Below are 25,118 nucleotides of genomic sequence, written 5' to 3'. Positions count from 1 at the left end.
CCGTTCAGGCTCATATCAGGATCAAAACGATCCCAAGTATAATGACTGGGATATGCCTTCCCGTGCATGGGACCCCAACGAAGATTTCGAAAAAATCGCAGGAAACACATGGGCTCCATACGCATTGTGTATGTCGTCGGTTGAACAAAATAAAACTGTGGGCCCTGCTTATAATAACTTGTCGAAATCACAGAATCCACTGTCAAATCTTGCCAGTGTTGATATCGTGTTGACTCCAGACAAGACCAAATGGACCCGAAGCCTTGTCATTGAAATGTGCCCTGACAAAATCCTTTCCCAGGGAGGTGTAGAACGCTTCCAGATCAGGAAATCTCCTTCTGTTGATAAAGACGGAAACTATGCTGATCCGAATGATACCATTCCCAGTAACGACCCCAATGATCCTGATTATCTCAGCACCTGGGGTATGGGATGGTTCCCTGGATATGCCATCAACCTCGAAACGGGAGAAAGACTTAATATCATGTTCGGTGAAGACTCATACCTCGTGGGAGAAAACGGACGCGATATGAAATTTAATCCCACATCGAACCTATATGAGAATATCGGGGGAGTACCAGACCCGTCTAAACCCCTGTTTGGAGGAAAACACTATGTCTGGGTTATGAACCATAAGATATTCGACTATCAGGGAAATGTCTTCGATTTCCCAGCTTATGACGGATGTAAGAAGATCTTCGATGTCTATGCCAATGAACCTGGTTTCCCGGCAATTCTATATCTGACAGCTATTTATTCCAGCACTATGTACGTGGGTATGCCCATGAGTACTCCGCTTTTCGAATGGTTGTCGAACGATGTTAAACTCAGCGTCAGGGTTATTAAACCGTATCAACGTTATTTCAGTACTCCGTTTAATTCGGATACCGATACCCTGAACCACAATTATCCGGTTTATACTTTCAATACCAATAATATTTCTTCGATTGAGTACAGTGCTTCCAAAGCGGAATCTGACCTTGATCTGATCAATGTTGTTCCTAATCCTTATTACGCTTATTCAGGATATGAGAATAACGCTCTGGATAACAGGGTGAAGTTCACTAATCTTCCGAGGAAATGTACCATCACTATTTACAATGTCAGCGGCACTTTGGTCCGCCAGTATACCAAAGATGAATCCGCTACCTATCTCGACTGGGATCTGAAGAATTTCGCCGGTATTCCTATATCCAGCGGTATTTATATTATCCATGTCAAGACCGATAACGGTGAAAGAGTATTGAAATGGTTTGGCGTCGTCAGACCTCCGGATCTGAATGTATTCTAAACTACTAATGAATATGAGTTTAATAACATTAAAAAATACAAGCATGAAGAAATTTTATAAATACCTGATTCCGCTGATAATCTTAGGATTCCTGTCAGTTTCCTCGCTGGATGGATTCGCTGGAAATAAAGACAGGTCAGGACAGGCAGGCGCATCTGAATTGCTGATCAATCCCTGGGCCAGAAGTTCCGGATGGGGTAATGTTAATACTTCCAGCGTAAGAGGACTTGAAGGGATGTTCATCAATGTTGCCGGGGTTGCTTTTACACCCAAAACAGAGTTCATCTTTGCTCATACAACATACCTGAAGGGATCCGATATCAATATTTTTGCATTCGGATTCTCTCAAAGAGTTGGAGAATCCGGAGTTCTGGGTATGAATGTTATGTCGATGAACTTCGGGGAAATTGAAGTAACAACACCTGACAATCCGGATGGAGGTATCGGTACTTTTAAACCTAACCTCCTTAATGTTGGTATTACCTATGCAAAAGCGTTTTCCAACAGTATTTATGCAGGTATTAACTTTAAGATTATCTCCGAATCCATCTCCGACGCCAGTGCTCAAGGTATTGCGATCGATGCTGGTATTCAGTATGTTACAGGAGAACAGGACCAGATCAAATTCGGGATTGCCCTGAAAAACATTGGTCCCAGGATGAAATTCTCTGGCGATGGTCTTTTGGAAAAGACTTTCCTTCCTCAGGAAGAATTTTCCTCCTCCATGTACATGCCTTCTTCACAGTTCGAGCTGCCGGCTGCACTTGATATAGGAGCCTCCTATGATATCAATTTTGCGGAAATTCACCGCATTACCATTGCCGGTAATTTCCGCTCCAACTCGTTTGGAAAAGACCAGTTCATTGGAGGTTTGGAATACAGCCTGAAGGATTATCTCATGCTCAGAGGCGGATATACCTATGAAGACGGTATTACGGAAAAAGCTGACAGAACCAATGTGTTTACCGGTCCAAGCTTCGGTGCTACCGTTCAGGTTCCACTCAGTAAGGATAAAGGAACTACATTCTCTGTTGACTATTCTTACAGAGCTACCGATCCCTTCGACGGGACACACTCAATCGGTATCCGGTTTAACTTGTAAACCGGTCGATTTGCGCAGTTAAAGAAATTATTGCCAACATATTTAATAAAGGCCCTTTGTAAAAAGGGTCTTTATTTATTGTGATATCACTGTTAAAATTCGAATTCATCATGGCAAAAACTAAATATTTCACCCAGGAAGGCCTGGAAAAATTGAAAAATGAGCTGGAACAGCTTGTTAGGGAAGAACGCCCCGCTATCTCCCAGCAAATCGCTGAAGCCCGAGAGAAAGGAGATCTGTCGGAAAACGCTGAATATGCTGCTGCTAAAGAAGCTCAAGGACTCCTGGAAGCCAAAATTGCTAAACTTCAGGAGGAAATAAGCATGGCTCGTATCCTGGATGAATCGAAAATGGATAACAGTAAAGTACTCCTTTTATCCCAGATAAAAATTAAAAATCTTAAAAATGGGGCCATTATGAGTTACACCATCGTCCCTGAAAATGAAGCAAATCTTAAAACCGGAAAACTTTCCGTTTCATCTCCTATCGCTCAGGGGCTTCTCGGTAAAACCGTAGGGGAATCTGTTGAAATTGAAGTCCCTGCCGGGAAAATATCGTTCGAAGTTATTGAAATATCACGATAAATCGTTAAATTATGGCAAGCATATTCTCAAAAATCATTTCCGGACAGATCCCTTCTTATAAAATTGCAGAAGACGATCTGTATTACGCATTTCTTGATATAAATCCCATAGCTATGGGCCATACCCTCGTAATCCCCAAACAAGAAACTGACTACATTTTCGATATCGAAGACGAATTATATAAAGGTTTGTTCCTGTTTGCCAAAAGAGTTGCCAGGGCCGTCGAAGCTACTGTTGATTGTAAAAGGATAGGTATTGCTGTACTCGGACTGGAAGTCGCACATGCCCACATTCATATAGTCCCGATAAATACTGTTTATGATATTGACTTTAAGAAACCGAAATTAAAGCTTGCACCCAATGAGTTTGAAGATCTGGCTGCAAAAATCCGATCCAACTTTTAATCCCTAATAAGGCCTGATATTCCTTCCTTCAATATAATTGATGAAGGCTTTGTTTACAACTTTATTGCCGCCGGGTGTAGGATAATCACCCGTAAAGTACCAGTCTCCCAAATTTTTAGGACATGCTTCGTGCAAATCTTCAATCTTCTGAAAAATAATCTGTACCTCTGCCTTTATTTCATTTGGGGTTAGCATGGCTGTGATCTTCTCCGATATCTGTTCGGCAGTAAATGGTTTATATATCTGCTTAACAAAGTTTATTATCTTTTCCTTCGGATATTTTTCCTGTGCCTTTGACTTATTATATACATCATTAATGATGCTCTGCTGCCTTGTTTCTTTTAAAAGCTCTATTGCAGCTTTGAATGCAATGAAATCGGTAAGCTTCGCCATATCGATACCATAACAGTCGGGGTATCTAATTTGCGGTGCAGATGATGCTATAATTATCTTCCTGGGGCCCAAACGGTCCAGGATACGTATGATACTCTGTTTCAGAGTAGTTCCCCTCACAATGGAATCGTCAATAACAACCAGGTTATCCAAACCCGGACGAATAGAACCATAAGTAATATCGTAAACGTGTCCGGCAAGATCATCCCGTTGGCTTTCCTGAGTGATAAAGGTCCGGAGTTTTATATCTTTTACAGCAACAATTTCAATACGAGGGTGGATAGACAAAATCTCTTCCAGTTGTTTTGCACTCATATTCCCTCCTGCCTGAAAAAGCTTATCACGCTTTACCTTATTGCAAAAATCGTCAACCGCTTCCATTAAGCCTCTGAATGCAACCGATGCCGTATTGGGAATATACGAGAAAACCGTGTTTGACAAATCATAATCAACTGCCTTAAGCACCGTAGGAGCCAGCAGACGTCCTAGTTTCTTCCTTTCTTTGTAAATCTCTACATCGGTACCCCTTGAAAAATAAATCCTTTCAAAGGAACAGGCTTTACGCTCCAACGGTGGGATGCATTCCTCTTCACTTACTTTACCATTTTTCTTAATGATCAGGGCATGACCCGGCTGTATTTCCATTATTTCCTCGAAAGCTGTACTGAAGGTAGTCTGTATTACAGGTCGCTCCGATGCAGCCACAACAATTTCATCGTTAGCATAATAATACGCAGGACGTATCCCCGATGGGTCCCTTAAAACAAATGCATCACCATGTCCAATCAATCCGGCTACAGCATAACCACCATCCCAGGACTTTGCTGAACGACTTAGTATCTTTTTGATATCCAGATTTTCTGCAATCTGTATGGTTATGGAACGCTTCTCCATTCCCATGTTTTTGTATGTCTGATAAAGCAATTCATTTTCCTGATCCAGGAAATGACCAATCTTTTCAAGCATGGTAATGGTATCCGATGTATCAACCGGATATTGCCCGAGATCAATTAACTTGTCAAACAACTCATCAACATTGGTAAGATTAAAATTACCGGCCAGGACAAGTGTTTTTGTCATCCAATTGTTGAAACGGATAAAAGGATGAAGGTTCTCAGGATTATTCTTGCCAAAGGTTCCATAGCGCAGGTGCCCCAGCAACAATTCCCCTGTAAATTCCATGTTATATTTCAACCAGTTAACATCCTGTAATAATTTAGTATTACGGTCGGCCAGATCAGATATCTTATCATATACCGCGGTAAAAACCTCTCTCAATGGCGCCGGGGCATTTGATCTTTCCCTGTCGATATATTTATGTCCCGGTTCAAGATCCAACTTGATACAAGCTATGCCCGCACCGTCCTGACCACGGTTATGTTGCTTCTGCAACATCAGGTGCAGCTTGTTCAGACCGTAAAACGCAGTTCCGTATTTGGCAACATAGAACTCAAGTGGCTTCAACAATCGGATCAGGGCAATTCCGCACTCGTGCTTGATGGGTTCGCTCATTTATGTATATGATGATGATACAGGTTGGCAAAAATAAGCATTAATTCCATTTCGTAATCAAAAACAATCTGTTGCAGAGATGGCCTGTTTGGCAAAAATGAGTATTTTAGAAATTCTAAATCATATCAAAATATTACTCTATGAAATCACACCTGGTTATAGTTTTGCTTGTTTGTTTTCAGGCACTTATGGTCATTCCTGCTTTATCCCAGGATGAATGGATCGATGAATGTACCACGATCACGGCAGGGAAAAAAGCTACCATCGATGGATCTGTTATTACCTCCCACACCGACGACAGCCACCGGACTCGTTCCTGGATGAATATCGTCGGTCCAGCTATCCACCCGGAAGGCGCCATGCAAACCATGTACAAAAGAACCAATTGCGATACCACAGCTATGCCTTCCTATTCACATGTCCCCATAGGGGAAATACCACAGCCGTTGCAAACTTATGGGTATATCAATACAGCTTATCCCTGTATGAATGAATATCAACTTGCCATAGGCGAATCGACCTTCGGAGGCAGGGAATGTCTTCAATCAAATCAGGGATTGATCGATTGCCAGCGACTTTGCCAGCTTATGCTGGAAAGATGCAAAACCGCCCGGGAGGCAATAACCCTTGCAGGTGAACTTACCCGTCGATATGGTTGGAACGATGCCGGTGAATGCCTCACCATTGCCGACAAAGAAGAAGTCTGGCACTTTGAAATCGTTGGTCCCGGAAAAGGGAAAACTGGATCAATCTGGGTTGCTCAAAGAGTACCCGATGAACATATTTCTGTAAATGCAAACGCTTCCACCATTAAACATATTGATATTAAAGATTCCGATAACTTTCTTGCATCGGACAATATTTTCAGGATGGCACTGGATTCTGGATGGTGTGAATCAAAAGAAGATTTTCAGTTTTGCTACGCATATGCACCCGAAAGCCGCACTTCCCTGGCTGCCAGACGCCGTGAATGGAGGGTTTTCGATCTCCTGGCCCCTTCAATGAAACTGGACCCTAACGCTGAAAACTACCCATTTAGCGTTAAACCCGATAAACCGGTCTCTTTAGACGATCTTGTCAGAGTGTTTAAAGACTACTATGAAGGCACACCCTTTAATTTTGTTAAAGACATATCTGTTACCGATAATGAAGGTAAAACCATTATTAGTCCTTTGGCAAATCCCTTCATGCCCTATGATATGAATAAGGTTTTCAGGATTAATGGCGGATGGGGCTGGCGAGGAGAAAGAACCATCGCCCGCTGGTATACCATGTATGCAACAATCATCCAGTGTCGCAATTGGTTGCCGGATCCCATTGGAGGTGTAGTCTGGCTGGCTATGGACAATGTGGCAACTTCTGTTTATATCCCTGTATATTGTGGTGTGACCGACCTTCCTAAACCATACAAAACACCTGGACGTACCCACGGTTTCAACAAGGAATCTGCATGGTGGGCTTTTAACCGTCTTGGAACCCTCACAGCTCAACGATGGGGAGATATGCGAAAGGATGTTGAACCTGTCTGGAACGCTTTTCAACAGGAACTATTTGAAAACCAGGAAGGATTTGAAAACTTTGTTTTGAAAACCTATCGGGATGACCCTGCTAAAGCCAGGGCCATTCTTACAGAATACACTTCTTTCTGGGGAAACAAGGCCGTAGGTAAAGCCTGGGATCTGGGAGATCTCCTGTGGACAAAATACGATGAACTTTTCTGATAATTTATCCTGAAATTTTAACCAATATGCTGAAAACTAAGAAAATCCCGCATACATATGTGATAATATTCTATATCATTATTGTTGCTGCTATTATGACCTGGTTTATACCGGGCGGGAAATACGTTGAAGAAACCACCCTCAGGGGTGGAGTGGAACAAAAAGAAATGGTTTTCCATTACACTGATAATCATCCGCAAACCTGGGAAATCTTTGCGGCTCTGTTTAAAGGTTTTGTGAGACAATCGGGCATAATTGTTTTTATCCTGATGATCGGAGGTGCTTTTTGGATAATGAATGCAAGCAAAGCCATCGACGTTGGTATTTTTTCATTTCTCAAGTTTACAGGTAAACTCGAAAAAAATCGTTTCCTGAAAAAGATCGGTGTTAACAATATTGTAATGACCCTGATTATGCTCATGTTCAGTGCTTTTGGAGCTATATTCGGCATGAGTGAGGAAACCATAGCCTTTATCATCATATTGGTGCCTTTGGCTATTTCCATGGGATATGATTCTATAACCGGTGTAGGATTAGTGTTCGTTGCGGCCGGCCTGGGTTTTGCCGGAGCCATACTGAATCCCTTTACCATTGGAATCGCCCAGGGTATTGCTGAACTGCCTTTGTTTTCAGGAATTGAATATCGCTTTGTTTGTTGGGTCGTTATCAACATCATAGGGATAACCTTTATCCTGCGGTATGCAGCGAAAGTGAAAAAACACCCGGAATCTTCTCCTGTTTATGAAGAAGACAGCTACTGGAGACATAAGGACAATGAAGGCAATTCTGAAATTAAATACCATACACCTCTTTCCGGATGGATAATTTTTATCCTGATCGAAATTGTACTGATCATATTCTCCATTATATACCCAATAACGGAAATGAAGGTGGGTAATTCTTCTGCACATTTCCCTATGATCCCATTGTCAGCTGTGCTTTTCGCAATTACCGGATTTTTAACTCTCAGGAAATCTGTCCATTTTTTTGTCCTTTCATTGCTGTTGTATACAATATACTTCCTGATTGTAGGGGTAATGGGATATGGTTGGTACATTATGGAAATCGCCACCTTATTTTTTGCGATGGGAATATTATCGGGAATTGCAATGAACTATAATCCCGATAAGATTACAGTCTTATTTATGGAAGGTGTAAAGGATATTCTTTCAGCGGCTGTTATCGTTGGACTGGCGGGTGGTATTATCGTCATCCTGGAAGATGGCCAGGTTATTGACACGATTCTTTATGGCTTGTCGAAATCAATGAACAATCTGGGGAGTGTAGCTTCGGTTGGAATCATGTATGTGATTCAAACCCTGATAAACATCATCATTCCATCAGGCTCAGCTAAGGCCGCACTTACCATGCCAATCATGGCACCGTTTTCCGACCTGATCGGAATATCAAGACAGGCCACCGTAATGGCCTTCCAGTTCGGTGATGGTTTTACAAATCTCATTACACCAACCTCCGGTGTATTGATGGGGGTACTCGGAGTTGCAAAGATACCCTATGAGAAGTGGGTAAAATGGATTACTCCTCTGATAATCGTATTAATTCTATTGGGATTCATACTGTTACTCCCAACAGTATTAATGAACTTAAATGGATTTTAAATATCCGGGTTAGCAAAATCACAATTTTTGCCTATCTCCAAAACAGACATCCATGAAGCGGGCTTTCTTTACCAGAGGATGATCCTGTGGAACTAAACTTAAACGATCGCGAACTTCTGACAATGGGACAGGCTCAATGGAATTATACCTTTTTGCCACCATTACCCCAAACTGCCCATTGGCAATCAATTCCACAGCTTTGGCTCCATAGCGGGTGGCCAGCACCCTGTCCATGGGTGATGGGCTTCCACCTCGCTGTATGTAACCCAGAATGGTCTGCCTGGTTTCTAAACCTGTCTTCTCTTTGATCATCCCGGAAATATAGGAAGCTGCCGATTCACCCTTTTTGGTTTTAATACCCTCGGCTACAACAACAATTGAATATGGTTTCTTATTTCTTACTCTTCGTTTCAAATAAGACGATATAATATCTTCCTCATATTCAATCTCCGGGATAAGAATCACATCTCCCCCACCCGCTACTCCGGAATATAAAGCAAGCCACCCGGCATTATGCCCCATTACCTCTATAACCATAGTGCGTTTGTGGGAGTTGGCCGTGGTATGCAAACGGTCGATCGCATCTGTCGCAATGAGTAGGGCACTGTCAAAACCGAAGGTTACATCCGTCCCCCAAACATCATTATCGATGGTTTTAGGGATACCTATAATATTCAAACCCTCTTCTGCAAGATAAGATGCTGTCCGCATCGTACCATTACCCCCGATGCAAACAAGCGCATCCAGCTTCATTTCCTGGTAATGCTTTTTAATCAATTTAGGCTTATCCACCTTTTGATGGCCATTCTGGCCCGATTTAAAAGGCTTTTCCCTGGATGTACCCAGTATGGTCCCTCCTAAAGTGAGTATTCCGGAAAGTTCTGATTCGTTTAGCTCCCGATATTCCTGATTGATTAAACCAAGAAAACCTGAAGAGATTCCAATTACCTTCATCCCATATTCGACAATGGCTGTTTTCCCGACACCCCGGATGGATGCATTAATGCCAGGACAATCACCGCCAGCGGTAAGTATGCCTATACGCATACCTTGTGTTTTTTTTGCCATTGGATTTTTCTGATTGTTTAATACAAAATAACGACAAAACGTAAGGAAGTGATAGTTAAAATCTTATCACTTTTCAACAGGTATATGAACATTCTTATACTTTAAGGATCTCACCTTCGGATCTGGCAATCACGACTGCACCACAGGTGTCGCTCCAAACATTAGTAGTGGTTCTGAACATGTCCAGAATGCGGTCGACAGAAAGAATCAAACCCACACCTTCAAGAGGCAGGCCAACAGCAGTGAGAATAACGGTGATCATAACCAGCCCTGCCATGGGAATGCCGGCAGCCCCAATAGACGCTAACAAGGCTGTGATGACCACAATCATCTGTTCCCCAAAACTCAATTCTATCCCGTATGCCTGGGCTATAAACATCGCTGCAACGCATTCATACAATGCAGTGCCGTCCATGTTAATCGTGGCGCCCAACGGAAGTGTGAATGAAGATATCTTATTTGAAACTCCGTCGTTGTCTTCTACAGCCTGCATAGTCAGAGGTAGCGTTGCACTGGACGAGGAAGTCGAAAAGGCAGTTAATAAGGGCGTAGTTACGGCCCGGAAATGCCGGGCGGGGTTTATCCTGCCTATCAACCGGCAGATAAGAGGTAAAGTGATTCCGGAATGAATTAGTAATCCGGCAAGCACGGTAATCATGTATATTCCCATTGTTTGAGCAAGCGAAAGGATATCTTCGGTCTCAGCTACCTGTTTGGCAACAATGCCCAATACACCCAAGGGAGCAAATCGAATGATGAACATTGTAATTTTCATCATCACTTCAAAAAGACTGTTAAATAAATCGGTAAGAAACACCCTCGACTTTTCAGCGGTTTTAGTAATGAAAAACCCGAAAATTACCGCGAAAAAAATAACAGATAACATCCTGTTCTCTACGAAAGCCTGAAAAATATTACTTGGAATAATATTAATCAACGTATCACCAAACGATTCTTTAAGTACATCAAGACCATCAACCTGCTTACTAAATCCCAGATCAGCACCGATTCCTGGCTGAATGAGATTTACCAGAATCAATCCTGTCAATATAGCCACCGTGCTTGTCAGAAGATAATAACCTATGGTTTTAAATCCCAACCTTCCCAGGTTTTCCGCGCTGCCTATATTGGTAACCCCGGAGATTATTGAACTCAGGATAAGTGGAATAATGATCATTTTTAAAGCCCTGAGGAAAATATCACCCATCCATTCGACCCATATAACCCATCCTGGTAAAAACAAACCCAGAATGATTCCCAATAGGAGTGCAAGGAGTATCTGCCAGTGAAGTGGAAATTTTCGCATATCCTTAAGTTTGGCTAAAATTACAAAAAAAGGCAGACCGGGTCGGATTCATTATTTATTAGGCCGAGGATTTTCGTACCTTTGTAATAATCTAATTGTAAATACAATCCGTGAAATGAAAAAACTGACAATTCTCCTTCTGGCCCTTTTTGCATACACCCTAAATGCACAACATACAAATATTCTTATTGATGATGAGGGTAGTTTCATGCCTCCTGAAGAGCCTTCTATAATAATCAACCCTGCCAACACAAACCACATATATGCAGGAGCAAATATTGACAATGTATATCACTCGGTTGACGGAGGTATAACATGGAACAAGACAAATCCTGTTTCTTCCTACGGTGTATGGGGAGACCCTTGCCTTATTGTTGATACTGCTGGCAGCTATTATTTTCTGCATCTCTCAAATCCCGGTTCTGGAGGGAGCTGGATAGACAGAATAGTATGCCAGAAAGCAGACTCTTTAGGAGGATCATGGAATAATGGCAGCTATATGGGATTGAACGGAACTAAGGCCCAGGACAAAGAATGGGCAGTTGTGGATGTAACCAACAATAACATCTATGTCACATGGACCCAATTCGATGACTATGGAAGTAGTAATCCGGATGATAAAAGTGATATTCACTTCTCAAAGTCGATTGACGGTGGCCTTTCCTGGTCTGATGCCAAAAGGATAAACCAAGTTTCGGGTGATTGTATTGATAGTGACAATACTGTTGAAGGAGCCGTTCCGGTAGTTGGCCCGAATGGTGAAATATACGTTTCCTGGGCAGGCCCTGAAGGATTGGTTTTCGACCGTTCCCAGGATCAGGGTGAAACCTGGCTTGATGATGACATCTTTGTCAGTGATTTTCCCGGTGGATGGGATTACAGCATTCCGGGAATATACAGGGCTAACGGTCTTCCTGTTACCAAATGTGACCTTAGCGGTGGAGAACACCATGGAACCATATATATTAACTGGTCAGATCAACGCAATGGGAATGATGATACCGATGTTTGGCTCGTTAAATCAAACGATGGTGGAAATACATGGTCAGAACCAATACGTGTCAATGACGACCCGCCAGGTAAACATCAATTCTTTACCTGGATGGATGTGGACCAGACCAATGGAAATCTTTGGTTTGTATTCTATGACAGAAGAAATTATGATGATGCAAATACCGACGTTTACATGGCTGTTTCACGCGATGGAGGGGAATCATTCATTAATTTCAAAGTGAGCGAATCACCCTTTCTCCCTTTCAGCTCAATATTCTTCGGTGATTATACGAACGTTTCCGCATATGATAATGTGATCCGTCCGATCTGGGCCAGGCTGCAAAATGGTCAGCTCAGTGTGTGGACAGCCCTTGTTGATCCTCACATTGTTTCCGTAAAGGAACAATCCGCTTCGGTTGATCTTCACCTGGATCAGAATTATCCCAATCCATTCCGGGAATCCACTTTTATCTCTTATAAAATTAAATACAGGACGGAAGTTAGCCTTAGTGTTATTGATATATTCGGAAGAACGATTACCCGGCTCGTTGACAGAGAAGTCATACCTGCCGGTAAATATATCAAATCATTCAATCCCAGCGATTTCAATCTAAGCCCAGGTGTGTATTATTTCGAATTATCCGGTAATGAACGAAGCATCCAAAGAAAAATGATCCTTGTGGAATAATTACCCGATATTAATCGCTTACATTTATATGTAAGTATAAGAAATTATTTTTATACCTATCCATTTTTTTCTACTTTTGTCACCGGCTTAATCGCCTTCAAACATGAATCCTGAATTTGCCAAAATTATCGAGAAAATCAGGGCACACCCTTTTAAAGGGGGAATAGGGCATTTGACAATCACGGAACTAGCAAAGGAAATAAACGTGCCGGAAGTGGAAATCCGGAAATTTGTCAACACTGAATCCGAACTTGTAGAAAAGGTGCTTGAATTTGAACGGGATTCCTTTAAAGTGATTTTTGAAGTTCATAATTTTGAAGGCGTCAATGCCATTGATATCCTGTTGACAGTAAGTAAGGAAATTGCACTTAAATTTTTAAATATCAGCCCGGCGTTAACTTTCGACCTTAAGACATATTATCCGGATATTTATTTGGAGCATTTTAAACAAAGACAAGACTTCATATTCAATAAAATACGGATTAACCTGGAAAAGGGAATCCGACAGGGAATGTACAGGGACGACCTAAGCATTGAGCTTATTTCAAGGCTCTATCTGGCAAGGTTAATCGATTTGCACAATCCGAATTTCTTCCCACCAGAGAAGTTTTCGTTCGAAGTGTTGTTTAATGTTATGTTTGAATCATTAATCAGAAGCATAGCTAAACCCGAAGGACTGGCGTACTTTGAAATGAAACGTAAGGAATTTAAACTATAAAATATCCTTAACTGTAAACTTTTATATTTTGGTAGTTTATGACAAAACAAATGCTGATAGCAGGGATAATGACAATTTTATGCTCCCTCGCCATCAAAATAACATTCTCACAGGAAGTATTCCGCTTCAGTATCCAGGAAGCAAGGCAATATACTTTCGAAAATAATTATGACCTGATCAACGCCGGTAAAGATATCGAAGTGGCCAGGCAAACTGTTAATGAATATCTTTCCGCAGGATTCCCCCAATTGAATGCCAATATTGCATACAATCATTTCCTGGCTCGTCCTACTTTCATTATCCCTGAAGGTTCATTCGGGCCGGATTCACCGGAACAAAAGATCCAGTTTGGCACAAAATACACAGCCTATGGTGAAGTCATCCTGAACCAGCTTATTTTCGATGGCCGTTACATCCTGGGAGTCCAGGCATCGAAAAAACTGGTGGAAAAATCACAGGAAGAATACAGGAAAAAAGAAATTGACATTCATAAAGAAGTAAGTATGGCTTACATAACCGTTTTGGTTTCTGAAGCTAACAACGAAATCCTGGATACAACCCTGGTAGAAATGAGAAAAATGCTCTACGAAACCAACGAAACTTATAAAGTGGGCTTCCTGGAAGATATTGATGTTGAACAGCTTGAACTAATTGTAGCTGATTTGGAAGCTGCTGTAATCACTTCTGAAACCCAAACCGAATTAGCATACAGTTATCTGAAATTTATTTTGGGCCTTAAGCTCAGCGATTCGTTAGTTTTGACCAACAGCCTTGATGACATTCTCAGTGAAACTAATTATACTGCTCTGATTAATGAAGCTTTCAATTATAATGAAAATATTGACTACCGGATTCTAAAAACCCAGCAGGAACTTGCCATTATGAGATTAAAAGCAGTCCGGTCAGAATATTTACCGACTATGAATGCATTTTTAACATATCAATCACAGGCACAGCGTAACAAATGGGATTTTTTCGATAGCGAAGGCATATGGTTTCCGACTTCAATCCTTGGCGTTGAACTTAATATCCCTATTTGGAGCTCAGGATACCGGTCATCAAGAGTTCAGCAGGAAAAACTGAATCTCGAAAAAGTACAGACTTTGGATGATCAATTGAAAACAGGTCTTACCATTAAAGCCAGACAAGCAAAATCCGATTTTAACAATGCGTACCTGGTTTTTCAAAATAAATCCAAAAGCTTATCTATTGCAGAAAAGATCTATAAAAAGACCGTGCTGAAATATAAGGAAGGACTGGCAACAAGTCTGGATCTGTTACAAACCCATAATCAGTTCCTTACTTCAGAATCAGAGCTTATGATCAGTATTCTTGATCTATCAGAAACCAAACTGGATCTTGAGAAGTTACTTACCAGAAATTAATATAATTCAACATAGAGTACCTGAAATATTTAACAATACTGTAAATGAAAAAATTGATTTTTATACTGGTTGTCGCAATCCTTGCTTCATGTCAATCTGGGGACCAGACCGAAAAAATCCGTGGAAAAATAAAAGAAAAAAAGAACCAGGTTAGCCAAATTAATCATGAAATCGCGCTTCTGGAAAAAGAACTGATCGAATTAACCGGTTCTGATACCACCCAGAATATTCTTGTGAGAACTGATACGCTAAAACCACGGGAATTTAAACATTTCTTTGAAGCTTCAGGTAGTGTTGAATCCATCAATGAAGCTTTTATAAGTCCGGAAATCAGCGGGCAAATTAGGGAAATCTTTGTTAAGGAAGGTGACAGGGTAAGCAAAGGGCAGTATTTGGTGAAGCTGAATACCAGTGTTACGGATAATACCATTGAAGAATTTAAAACATCCCTGGAGCTTGCCGAAACAGTTTTTGAAAAACAAAAGCAACTTTGGGAAAAACAAATTGGCTCAGAAATACAGTACCTTGAGGCAAAAAACCAGAAAGAATCATTGGAAACCAGACTCAAAACCCTGGAAGCCCAATTGGAAATGGCCAGTATTAAATCTCCCATTGATGGTATCGTTGATGAAATCTTCCAGAAAGAAGGAGAACTGGCTATCCCCGGTGTACAGATTATGCAACTGGTAAACCTCTCTGAGCTTTACATCAATGCTGATATTGCCGAGAATTACCTTCCCGTCATCCGGAAAGGGGACACTGTGTCTGTTAGCTTCCCATCCTATCCAGATATTCAACTCAAAGTGCCTATTCACCGAATCGGTAATGTAATCAATCCCACAAACCGGACCTTCAACATACAATTAAAAATTAGCAATATTGACAGTCAGCTTAAACCAAACATACTTTCTATAATTAAAATTAACGATTATTCAACGGAACAAGCCATGCTTATCCCTTCTATCCTGATGAAACAGGACAGAAAAGGCTCCTACATTTACAAGGTAACTTCCGGTTCTGATAAGCTGATTGCAAAAAAAGTATATGTTGAGCCCGGCGTTTCTTATCAGGATCAAACTGAAGTTAATAATGGACTTAATACCGGTGATATCATTATCACTGAAGGATATAATTTAGTTTCTGACGGATCCGAAATCAGAATTAAATAATGGAAAAGAACGAGACAAAAAAAGTAATCCGGGAATTTGGGCTCACAACGTGGGCACTAAATAATAAAAATACGGTTTACCTGCTGATAGTTATTCTACTGGTATTTGGCCTGTATTCTTACAGGTCTCTTCCAAAGGAATTGTTTCCCGATATAGTACTGCCAACCATCATGGTGCAGACTATTTATCCGGGAAATCCACCCATAGATATTGAAAACCTCATTACCCGCCCCCTGGAAAAGGAGATTGAATCCATTAAAGGTATTAATGAACTTCGTTCTACTTCCTCCCAGGATATTTCTGCCATTTTTGTCGAATTTAACACCGATGTGGACGTCGATCAGGCTCTGCAGGATGTTAAAGATGCCGTTGATAAAGCTAAAAGTGAATTACCCAACGACCTTCTCGACGATCCAATGGTAATGGATATCGATTTTTCTGAGTTCCCTATCATAAATGTTAATCTTTCAGGAGATTTTAGTTTAAACGAACTTAAAAAATATGCAGAATATCTGGAAGATGAGATAGAAAGGATTTATGAGATCAGCAAAGTGGAAATTATCGGTCTGAACGAACGCGAAATGCAGATCAAAGTTGATCCCTATAAACTTGCCGCCGTTGAACTTAGCTTTAATGATATCGAAAACGCTATTGCCGCTGAAAATATCTCAATGTCCGGTGGTGAATTATTACTTGGCGACAATCGGCGTTCAATCAGGATTATTGGAGAATTTACCAGCCCAAATGAGATTTCGAATATCATTGTTAAAAACGAAAACAATCGCATTGTATATCTCAAGGATGTGGCTGAGATTACATTTGGATTTGAAGAAACCAAAAGCTATACGCGCCTTGACAGAAATCCGGTGGTTACCTTGCAGGTAATTAAAAAAGGAGGGGAAAATCTTTTGGCAGCCACCGACCAAGTGTTCCAGGTTCTGGCTGATGCCAGGTCAGTAAGAGCGATTCCCGAAGACCTTAATATTTCCATAACTCAGGATCAATCAGATATAGTAAGGAAGCAGCTAAGTAATCTTGAGAATAGCATGGTTATGGGGGTAATCTTTGTTATCCTTGTTTTGTATTACTTCCTGGGAACACGGAACGCACTTTTTGTAGGGTTTGCAATCCCAACGTCTATGTTCTTGTCTTTCATGGTGTTGGGCTTTATGCAAACCCGTATTAATATGATCGTTCTCTTCTCGCTTATCCTTGCTCTTGGAATGCTGGTAGATAATGCCATTGTTGTTGTTGAAAATATATACCGCTTCATTGACCGGGGATATTCAAAGATGCAGGCCGCCAGACAAGCTGTGGGAGAAATCGCAATGCCTATAATATCATCAACTGCAACCACTCTCGCCGCATTTTTCCCGCTATTATTCTGGGACAGCATGGTGGGTGAATTCATGAAGTACCTGCCTACAACCCTGATCATCGTCTTAACATCCTCGCTTTTTGTTGCCCTTGTGATAATTCCTGTCATTTCGTCCACATTTATAAAACGCAGCGAGCAGGAATCGCCCATGAATAAAAAAAGATCCCTCCTGTTTGCATTGGTTATGCTGGTAATTTCTGCACTGCTTTACCTGGGAAAGATGAATGTTGGAGGTGCATTATTCCTGATTTTTGGCATTATTGGTATCTTAAATATTTTTCTGTTTTATCCCTCTTCTCAATGGTTCCAAAGTGTTTTCCTGGTTAAGTTAGAGAACTGGTACGATAGGTTATTGCGATTTGCCATACGGAAAAACAATGCCTTTTATTTCCTTGCAGGAATAATATTGCTTTTAATAGTTACCGTTGGATTCTATTTCGGCACCAATCCCCGAATGACCTTCTTCCCTGATAGCGATCCTTCATATATTAATATCCTCGCAGAAGGCCCTATCGGGATGGATATCGAAGCCTCCAATGAATTTATGAAAGATATCGAAAATAAGGTTTTCAATGTGTTGGAACCTTATAAGCCCATTGTTAAAGATGTTCTTGTTACAGTAGGAAGTGGGGCCCGTTCGGAAGATGAAGTCTTTGATATGTCTGAAAAACTAAACAGGGGGCTGGTTACCATTAATTTCGTTGATTTTGATAAAAGGGGAAACCTGAACAGCAACGATGCATTAATTGATCTTTCAGATGCTTTGGTTGGTAAATACCCGGGTATCCAGATATCCATTGCCAAACAATCTGAAGGACCACCTGCCGGTAAAGCAGTGAACATTGAAGTAAGCGGAAGGGATTTTCAGAAATTACTGTATCTGACAGACACACTGCAATCTATCATAGAAACAGCAAAAATAGAAGGTATTGAAGGCCTCAAAATTGATCTTGATGTCGGAAAACCTGAAATCCAACTTAGTATAGACCGTGACAAAGCGAGGAGATTCGGACTTTCTACCGGGCAAATTGCTTCAACCATCCGTACTGCATTATTCGGAAAGGAAATATCAGACTATAAAATTGGCGAAGATGAATACCCAATTCAACTTCGTTTACAAGATAATTTCCGTTACGATATTCCTGCCCTTCTGAATCAAAAAATTACTTTCCGAGATCAGGCAAACGGGAAGATCGTCCAGGTCCCTGTTTCTGCAGTAGCCGATATTTCATACAGTACTACTTATGGAGAAGTGAAAAGGAAAGATATGGAAAGAGTGGTTACTATTTACTCCAATGTGATTGAAGGTTATAATGCTACGGAAATAAATAACCAGATAAAAGCCATTCTTATGGACTTCCCTATGCCTTATGGTTATCAGTATAAATTTACCGGCGAACAGGAAGAAATGGCTGAGTCTCTCGCCTTCCTTGAAAGAGCTCTGCTTATTGCCTTATCACTGATCCTGATGATCCTGGTCACACAATTCAATTCAATTGTGAAACCAATCATTATTCTTGCCAGTGTGCTTTTCAGTACTATTGGCGTTTTCGGTGGATTAGGAACATTCAGAATGGATTTTATTGTAATCATGACAGGTATCGGAATTGTTTCCCTGGCTGGTGTGGTAGTGAACAATGCCATTGTACTGATTGATTATATAGATCTTCTAAAGAAAAGGAAAAGGAAAGAACTTGGTCTGGAAGATAATGCCATATTATCAATTAAAGATTCCACTGCCTGTGTGATAGAAGCAGGAAGGACCCGTCTGAGACCTGTTTTGTTGACAGCTATTACTACTATTCTTGGACTATTACCCCTGGCTATGGGATTAAATATTGACATCATTGGCTTCCTGAAAAGTTTTGACCCGAATATTTATTTTGGAGGCGATAATGCAGCCTACTGGGGACCAATTTCCTGGACAATTATTTTTGGACTTTCTTTTGCGACCTTCCTGACACTGATCATAGTACCGTCCATGTATCATATTGTTTATCTGGGAAAAGTGAAAATTAACAGGACTCTTACTAAAAAAAGGAAACCCTGATATGTAGAATCTTTTTCTGATTCCTGAATCCCCCGATCTAAAGGGGTTGATATCCTGCAAAAGGAATTTGATGATCAATTGTTTGATGTGCAACCATTCCGGAAAAATTGTTGTCTATGGATTGTGCTGAAGTTGCCTTTCTATCAATGGTTTGAAGCACAATTCGTTACAGCTTAAATCTGGCTTTATTCCCAGAAAAAATTAGCTATTGACGTAGTTATGGTTTTTTTCTTACCTTTACTGGTTAACTTTTTAAAGGTAAACGGATATCCAGCCAAAGATACTTCGGGTATAGGGCTGGCATTTTGTATATAACATAGGAAGCCATAACTGAATGCTGAACGAGGAACAAATCATAGAAGGCTGCTTGCAAAATGACTCCCATGCACAGGAGACACTTTACAGGCGTTTTGCGCCTAAGATGTTTGGAATATGCCTTCGTTTTACAAGAAATAAAATGGAGGCGGAAGATGTTCTTCAGGATGGCTTCATTAAAGTTTTTACTTACCTGAAGGATTTTAAAAACGAAGGTTCTTTGGAAGGTTGGATAAGGAGGACGATGATCAATACCGCCATTAATTATTACAAAAAGATGGTTAGAAAATTCAATGAAACCGACATTGAACAAGCTGATTATGTATTAATGGAAGATGAAACGGCTATTGACCGGCTTTCTAACATTGAATTGCTACAGTTGATCCAGGAATTGCCGGATGGATATCGAATGGTGTTCAACCTGGCCATTATTGAGGGTTATTCCCACAAAGAGATCGGCGATATGCTTAACATCTCGGAAAATACCTCCAAATCACAACTTTCAAGAGCACGGAATGCATTGCAAATGAAGATTAAAAAAACCAAAAACCCGTGAGTAGAGATTCCAGACATATGGATGAGGTCTTCCGTGAAAGATTCAGGTCGTTTGAAGCACAACCGCCGGAACAGGTTTGGGAAAGGATTAAAGCTAATATCCCCAATAACTCTTCCGGCACGTTATTCAGCAACCCGGTCTCACTGGCTACCCTGGCCGCCCTCTTCCTGATCGCACTAATTGTCGGTCTGTATGTCATTAAACAAGACAATGGGATTACTTACAACAAATCCAGCGCTTCCAGCTTTACCAAAGCCAAACCTGATACCCAAAGCAATACACCTGAAAGCGTTACAAATTCTTCCGCCGGACTGGATGTGAACATTACAACTATAATCCCTCAGGAAATCGATAACACCGGTCCGACTACATCATTCGGTAAAACATTTCAGGATGAACCTGAACAAAATTATCGGGAAACCATCAATCCTCTTACCCTCAATGTCATTGACGGATCATCCCTAAATATTCCACATTCATCCTCTCAACCCATATTGGATAACAACAACAGTTTTGTATATAAAGTAAAGTATACATCGCTCAACGAGAAAATAACCTATAAGTTTAAACCGGAATTACTGCTGGGAATTTATTTTAATCCCGAAGTTATGTTTTACCCGGACGATAATATCCCCAACCAAAGCGCTTATCATTTCGATCTGACCGCCACTCTGCAATATACAGACTTCTTCATCGAATCGGGTGTTGGACTTAATCTTTCACGGGATGAAGGAGGATATACGTATAATTATCAGGAGTATTTAGGAACCTATGATGATGTTTATGAGGTTACTTTTGATACCACTGAAAACGGCGTTGTTCCTGTTTATCACACCAGCCCGGTTGACGTATACGATTCGGTCAAAGAATCTTATCATTCATCCAAAAACCGGTATACATACCTGGAAATTCCTGTTCTGTTCGGATTCAGGAAAAATATCGGAAAACTTTCCTGGTTTGTTAAAGCAGGTCCGGCATTTTCTTTCCTTGTCCATAAGAACATGCCAGAAGCTGCATTCAGGGAAAGAGATCTTATGCTGGGTATCAGCGAAAATAAGCAACCGGAAAGAGTCAACAGTAATGTCCAGTTGCTCTTAAGTGCTGGAATTAATTACAGATTCCACGAAAACTTTAGTTTATCATGCGAACCTATGTTCCGATATTACATTACATCTGCCTATAAAAGCGATTATATAAAATCAAAACATACATATACTGCCGGATTACGGGTAGGCTTGTTGTATAACTTTTAATTTTCAGGGGTATGCTTAGTTTTTACCTTAATAAAATAATTCATAGCAGCGATCCGGGACAATGCCCCGGATTGAGGAAGCTGGCCGGAAACTTCCTGCTGCTGGGAATGTTGGTTCTTTTGCCATTAATAGCATTCCCCCAGATTAACGGCTCAGAATATGGTTATTTGTATATCTCCGGCCAGGTGACCAATGAAACCAGTGGAGCCCCCGTTTCCAACCATACCCTCTGGATTGAATCCGACCTCAGCTATAACCCGTCATTTTCTTATTCCAAATCTCTTGTCACCAACGAATACGGGTTCTATTACGATACCATTCAAACTACTTGCGATCAGGGATCTCTTGTATTCATTACCTACGACATCGATAGCGTTCAATATAAGAACCAGGCATACTTCAGATTCTACTGGGAAGCAACAGCACATATCGTCGCTGAAGACCTAAAGATTTACGATCCTGCTACCAATAATGATTTTCAGGCAAATTTTGTCGCAGTTAAGGATTCTGCCGGTACCCTTTTGTATATTTTTACCGATAATTCTGTTGGCGAAAACATTCGCACCTGGGAATGGGATTTCGGTGATAACAGCCCTGTATCACATGAACAAAATCCTCAACATTCCTATGCCGAACCCGGTGTTTACAATGTATCACTTACCATCAGCAACAAAATTACACACGACGACTTTTACGATGTCAGCACCATAACCAAAGATGTTCTTGTGGTTGAGCGGGATTATTATCATCTTGGTGGGCATGCCAAAATAGGAGGATTCCCCATCGACATTGGTTCGGCATACCTTTATAAATTTGATAGCGCAGATAATCTAATACCCCTCGATACAGCTATTATCGATACTTTAGGTTATTATTTCTTTGCCCAGATTCTTGAGGGGAAATATATTACACGGGTTCAGATTCAAGGTCAATCGGTTTATTATGACAATTATCTGCCCACTTATTACGGGGATAAGCTTAACTGGGAATCTGCAGAGGTGATCAACCTTTTCAGTACTAACTGGGAATGTGATATCAACCTCATTCGCAGAACGGATCTGAATAACGGAGATGGGTTAATCCAAGGGAATATTGCTTATGGTAGTGGTGAAAATCCTGAGTTTACCCCAGCCGAAGGGATTTCTATCATGTTGCTTGACCCGGATGATATTTGTACCCATTATATACAGTCCGACCTGAATGGATCTTTTGCCTTTAATGCCCTGCCTATGGGAACTTATAAAGTTCATGCAGAAATCCCCGGAAAACACACCATACCGGCCATCGTAACTCTGGATGCCAACAATACGAACTTCAATGAACTGATTCTAATCATTTTATCAAATCAAATTACTTTTGATATAAACGAAACAGGTTCGTTATTTATAAAAGAAGCAGGCGATATTTTCCCAAATCCCTGCACTTCTCATGCGAGAATCTATCTGGAAGGAACAGCAAACTCTTCCTGCCAGGCAATGATCCTGAATCAAACAGGGCAACAGGTGTTTAGTGAAAATATCCATCTGTCTGCAGGCAGCAACCAGATTTTATTTAATACTACCGGGTTGCCGGTGGGTTTGTATCAGGTTGTGCTGATATCGGAAGATAATGCTATCATCACACAAAAGCTTATTAAAACAAACTATTGATAACTAATCAATTTACAATATTACAAAGCATCCCAACCTTTAGAGGGATGCTTTTTTCGTTTTGCTTTACAGGCAACCGTGAAACGAATTAATTGTCTTGAACAAAGTTACAGGCAGATGGAGTCCGAGCAGAATATACTGGATGAATGCAGGAAAGGTAACAGGGAAGCATTCCGGGAACTATACCGGAGGCATTCATCTGTAATGCTTGGCGTTTGTGCCCGCTACTCGGATAACCTTGCCGATGCTGAAGACATCCTGCAAGAGGGATTTATCAAGGTTTTTAAAAAAATCGGAACCTTTCGTGGTAAAGGTTCTTTTGAAGGATGGATGAAACGAATCATGATCAATACTGCTATTAATCATTATCACTCTAACCTGAAACATCATTACCATTTGAACATTGATGACCTGTATGAAGATGTTCCGTCTGATAATGAACAAATAAGCACCGAAACACCAATCCCGAAGGATGTCATCATGAAACACATCCAGGAAATGCCGGAAGGATACCGCTTTGTTTTTAATATGTTCGTTTTCGAAGGATTCTCGCATGCGGATATTGCGAAAAATCTAGGGATATCCGTTAACACGTCAAAAACACAGCTGTTTAAAGCAAGGCTTTTCCTGCAAAAAAAACTGAAACCTTATTTGCAGCAAAATGAAATAAGACCATGAAAAATCAATTGCACAATATTGATAAAATCATCCTGAAAAACATGGAAGATCATTCGATTGAGCCTTCCGAAAAAGTCTGGGCCGGTCTGGAGGAAAATTTCCTCAATAACTGGTTCCGGAAAGGAGGATTTTGGTCAAAAAACAGGATTCTTCTCATTTTCATGGGAGTCACCCTGATTTCCCTTACTGCGGTTCTTACTTTTCACACACCTTCTGAAAATATCCCGGCAATTGCCTCTCAGGATGTTGAGCAGATCAATCAAGCATCTGCCGGATCTCACATTGAACGAAACCCGGATTTGACTATTCAGGAAAGACAAGCAACTGTAAACCCTGCTAATGCGGAAATGCAGAATACAGTTGCTGCCTCAGCAAAAGTAAATGCTGACAATACAATTATGATTTCCGATGAATTTGGATCACAACCTGCAAGGCTTTCTGAAAACAATACTATTCAAAGAGTTTTTCCCTTTACAATGCAACCCTATGGTTTAACCTATCTATTAACAGATTTTAAGAATATAAACCTGCCTCCTGCATCATTTACCAACCGACCGGCTCCTATACCCCAAGTACCGGATTATTACCGTATATCCCAATGGTTTACAGGTGTTAATATAACTCCCGGGATTACCTTTTATCCTGAAAACAATGGTAACCGCAATCAATACCTGCTGGAACTAAATGCCGGTTATTCCCGCAATTCCTGGTTCATTCAAAGTGGTGCCGGATTGGGATACTATTCCGAATACGGAAATACAAGCATCGATTACCGCAGTTACGATAGTGTCGGTTATTTTTATGATGTGAGTTCTTTTCAGATTCATCCTGAATATCCTGATTCGATAATATTCAACCTTAAAATGACCGGGATCTATGACTCAATAGAGCATACGGTAATCAAGCAAACACGTAACCAATACCTGTATCTGCAAATTCCACTAAGCATAGGTTTAAAAATTTGGGAAAGAAACCGGGTTTCGTTTTCTGTCCGCGGAGGAGTCATCTTTTCCTGGTTGGTCTATAAAAACGAACCCACAGTAAAGTTTATACCGGATGACGCAACACTCATTAAAAGTAATTTGCTGTACCCGGGAAGAAATATTACAAACTGGCAATGGACTGCAGGATTAGGAATGCGATACGAGATTAACAACAATCTTCAGTTTTCCATTGAACCTGTTTTTAGCCAATATTTCGGAAGCTTCTATAAAACAGGTAAAGGTTATAATACTAAAATGCCCTATTCCATAGGATTACGAACAGGAATATACCTTAATTACTAG

19 protein-coding genes are annotated in these 25,118 nt (G+C 40.8%); 16 read left to right on the top strand and 3 right to left on the bottom strand.

The window, feature by feature from the left end; genetic code table 11:
• The 4 genes from KKA81_12715 to KKA81_12700 form a co-directional block, all read left to right on the top strand.
• On the top strand, nt 1-1,291 hold a 1,291-nt coding region (locus tag KKA81_12715; protein MBU2651790.1), incomplete at its 5' end, for a T9SS type A sorting domain-containing protein.
• A 43-nt stretch (nt 1,292-1,334) separates the two neighbouring features.
• Nucleotides 1,335-2,393, top strand: a complete 1,059-nt coding sequence (locus KKA81_12710) for a PorV/PorQ family protein (GenBank protein ID MBU2651789.1) — start codon at nt 1,335-1,337, stop codon at nt 2,391-2,393.
• Nucleotides 2,394-2,503: 110 nt separating this feature from the next.
• A complete protein-coding gene (gene greA, locus KKA81_12705; protein ID MBU2651788.1) occupies nt 2,504-2,977 on the top strand; it encodes a transcription elongation factor GreA in 474 nt (157 codons plus the stop codon).
• 11 nt (nt 2,978-2,988) lie between these two features.
• Nucleotides 2,989-3,381: an HIT family protein gene (locus KKA81_12700; GenBank protein MBU2651787.1), complete on the top strand. Its 393-nt coding sequence runs from the start codon at nt 2,989-2,991 to the stop codon at nt 3,379-3,381.
• 3 nt (nt 3,382-3,384) lie between these two features.
• Here the strand turns inward: KKA81_12700 and KKA81_12695 are convergent, their stop codons facing one another.
• Nucleotides 3,385-5,286 carry an amidophosphoribosyltransferase gene (locus tag KKA81_12695; GenBank protein MBU2651786.1) on the bottom strand — a complete coding sequence of 634 codons (1,902 nt, stop codon included), beginning with the start codon at nt 5,284-5,286 and terminating at the stop codon, nt 3,385-3,387.
• Nucleotides 5,287-5,426: 140 nt separating this feature from the next.
• Here KKA81_12695 and KKA81_12690 point away from each other — a divergent pair, with 140 nt between their 5' ends.
• The gene (locus tag KKA81_12690; protein MBU2651785.1) at nt 5,427-7,007 is read left to right on the top strand and encodes a C69 family dipeptidase; all 1,581 of its coding nucleotides are present in this window, start codon (nt 5,427-5,429) and stop codon (nt 7,005-7,007) included.
• Nucleotides 7,008-7,036: 29 nt separating this feature from the next.
• On the top strand, nt 7,037-8,626 hold the full coding sequence (locus tag KKA81_12685) for an AbgT family transporter (protein ID MBU2651784.1): 1,590 nt from the start codon (nt 7,037-7,039) through the stop codon (nt 8,624-8,626).
• Between the two features lie 18 nt (nt 8,627-8,644).
• Here KKA81_12685 and KKA81_12680 read toward each other — a convergent pair whose 3' ends face one another.
• Both KKA81_12680 and KKA81_12675 read right to left on the bottom strand, forming a co-directional pair.
• Nucleotides 8,645-9,673 (bottom strand): 6-phosphofructokinase, encoded by a 1,029-nt coding sequence (locus tag KKA81_12680; protein MBU2651783.1) that lies wholly within the window; start codon nt 9,671-9,673, stop codon nt 8,645-8,647.
• A gap of 115 nt (nt 9,674-9,788) precedes the next feature.
• The gene (locus tag KKA81_12675; protein ID MBU2651782.1) at nt 9,789-11,000 is read right to left on the bottom strand and encodes a dicarboxylate/amino acid:cation symporter; all 1,212 of its coding nucleotides are present in this window, start codon (nt 10,998-11,000) and stop codon (nt 9,789-9,791) included.
• A 115-nt stretch (nt 11,001-11,115) separates the two neighbouring features.
• Between KKA81_12675 and KKA81_12670 the strand changes: the two genes are divergently transcribed.
• The 10 genes from KKA81_12670 to KKA81_12625 all read left to right on the top strand — a co-directional run bounded on the left by KKA81_12670 (nt 11,116) and on the right by KKA81_12625 (nt 25,118).
• Entirely contained in the window at nt 11,116-12,681 is a 1,566-nt protein-coding gene (locus KKA81_12670; GenBank protein ID MBU2651781.1) for a T9SS type A sorting domain-containing protein, read from the top strand.
• A 103-nt stretch (nt 12,682-12,784) separates the two neighbouring features.
• Nucleotides 12,785-13,399: a hypothetical protein gene (locus KKA81_12665; protein MBU2651780.1), complete on the top strand. Its 615-nt coding sequence runs from the start codon at nt 12,785-12,787 to the stop codon at nt 13,397-13,399.
• Nucleotides 13,400-13,437: 38 nt separating this feature from the next.
• The gene (locus tag KKA81_12660; GenBank protein MBU2651779.1) at nt 13,438-14,784 is read left to right on the top strand and encodes a TolC family protein; all 1,347 of its coding nucleotides are present in this window, start codon (nt 13,438-13,440) and stop codon (nt 14,782-14,784) included.
• Between the two features lie 44 nt (nt 14,785-14,828).
• Complete coding sequence (locus tag KKA81_12655; protein MBU2651778.1) at nt 14,829-15,953, top strand: efflux RND transporter periplasmic adaptor subunit; 1,125 nt, start codon at nt 14,829-14,831, stop codon at nt 15,951-15,953.
• Entirely contained in the window at nt 15,953-19,381 is a 3,429-nt protein-coding gene (locus tag KKA81_12650) for an efflux RND transporter permease subunit (GenBank protein MBU2651777.1), read from the top strand. Before KKA81_12655 ends, KKA81_12650 begins: the two co-directional genes overlap by 1 nt.
• 334 nt (nt 19,382-19,715) lie before the next feature.
• On the top strand, nt 19,716-20,252 hold the full coding sequence (locus KKA81_12645) for a sigma-70 family RNA polymerase sigma factor (protein ID MBU2651776.1): 537 nt from the start codon (nt 19,716-19,718) through the stop codon (nt 20,250-20,252).
• Nucleotides 20,249-21,505 (top strand): hypothetical protein, encoded by a 1,257-nt coding sequence (locus KKA81_12640; GenBank protein MBU2651775.1) that lies wholly within the window; start codon nt 20,249-20,251, stop codon nt 21,503-21,505. The genes KKA81_12645 and KKA81_12640 overlap by 4 nt, the downstream gene beginning before the upstream one ends.
• Before the next feature lie 11 nt (nt 21,506-21,516).
• Nucleotides 21,517-23,154 (top strand): PKD domain-containing protein, encoded by a 1,638-nt coding sequence (locus KKA81_12635; protein ID MBU2651774.1) that lies wholly within the window; start codon nt 21,517-21,519, stop codon nt 23,152-23,154.
• Nucleotides 23,155-23,232: 78 nt separating this feature from the next.
• Nucleotides 23,233-23,832, top strand: a complete 600-nt coding sequence (locus KKA81_12630; protein ID MBU2651773.1) for a sigma-70 family RNA polymerase sigma factor — start codon at nt 23,233-23,235, stop codon at nt 23,830-23,832.
• A complete protein-coding gene (locus KKA81_12625) occupies nt 23,829-25,118 on the top strand; it encodes a hypothetical protein (GenBank protein MBU2651772.1) in 1,290 nt (429 codons plus the stop codon). The genes KKA81_12630 and KKA81_12625 overlap by 4 nt, the downstream gene beginning before the upstream one ends.

This window comes from Bacteroidota bacterium (assembly GCA_018831055.1).
In the GTDB taxonomy this organism is placed as follows: Bacteria; Bacteroidota; Bacteroidia; order Bacteroidales; family B18-G4; genus M55B132.
The sequence above is the reverse complement of the archived record's forward strand: the minus strand, read 5'-3'. Positions and strand labels throughout refer to the sequence as shown.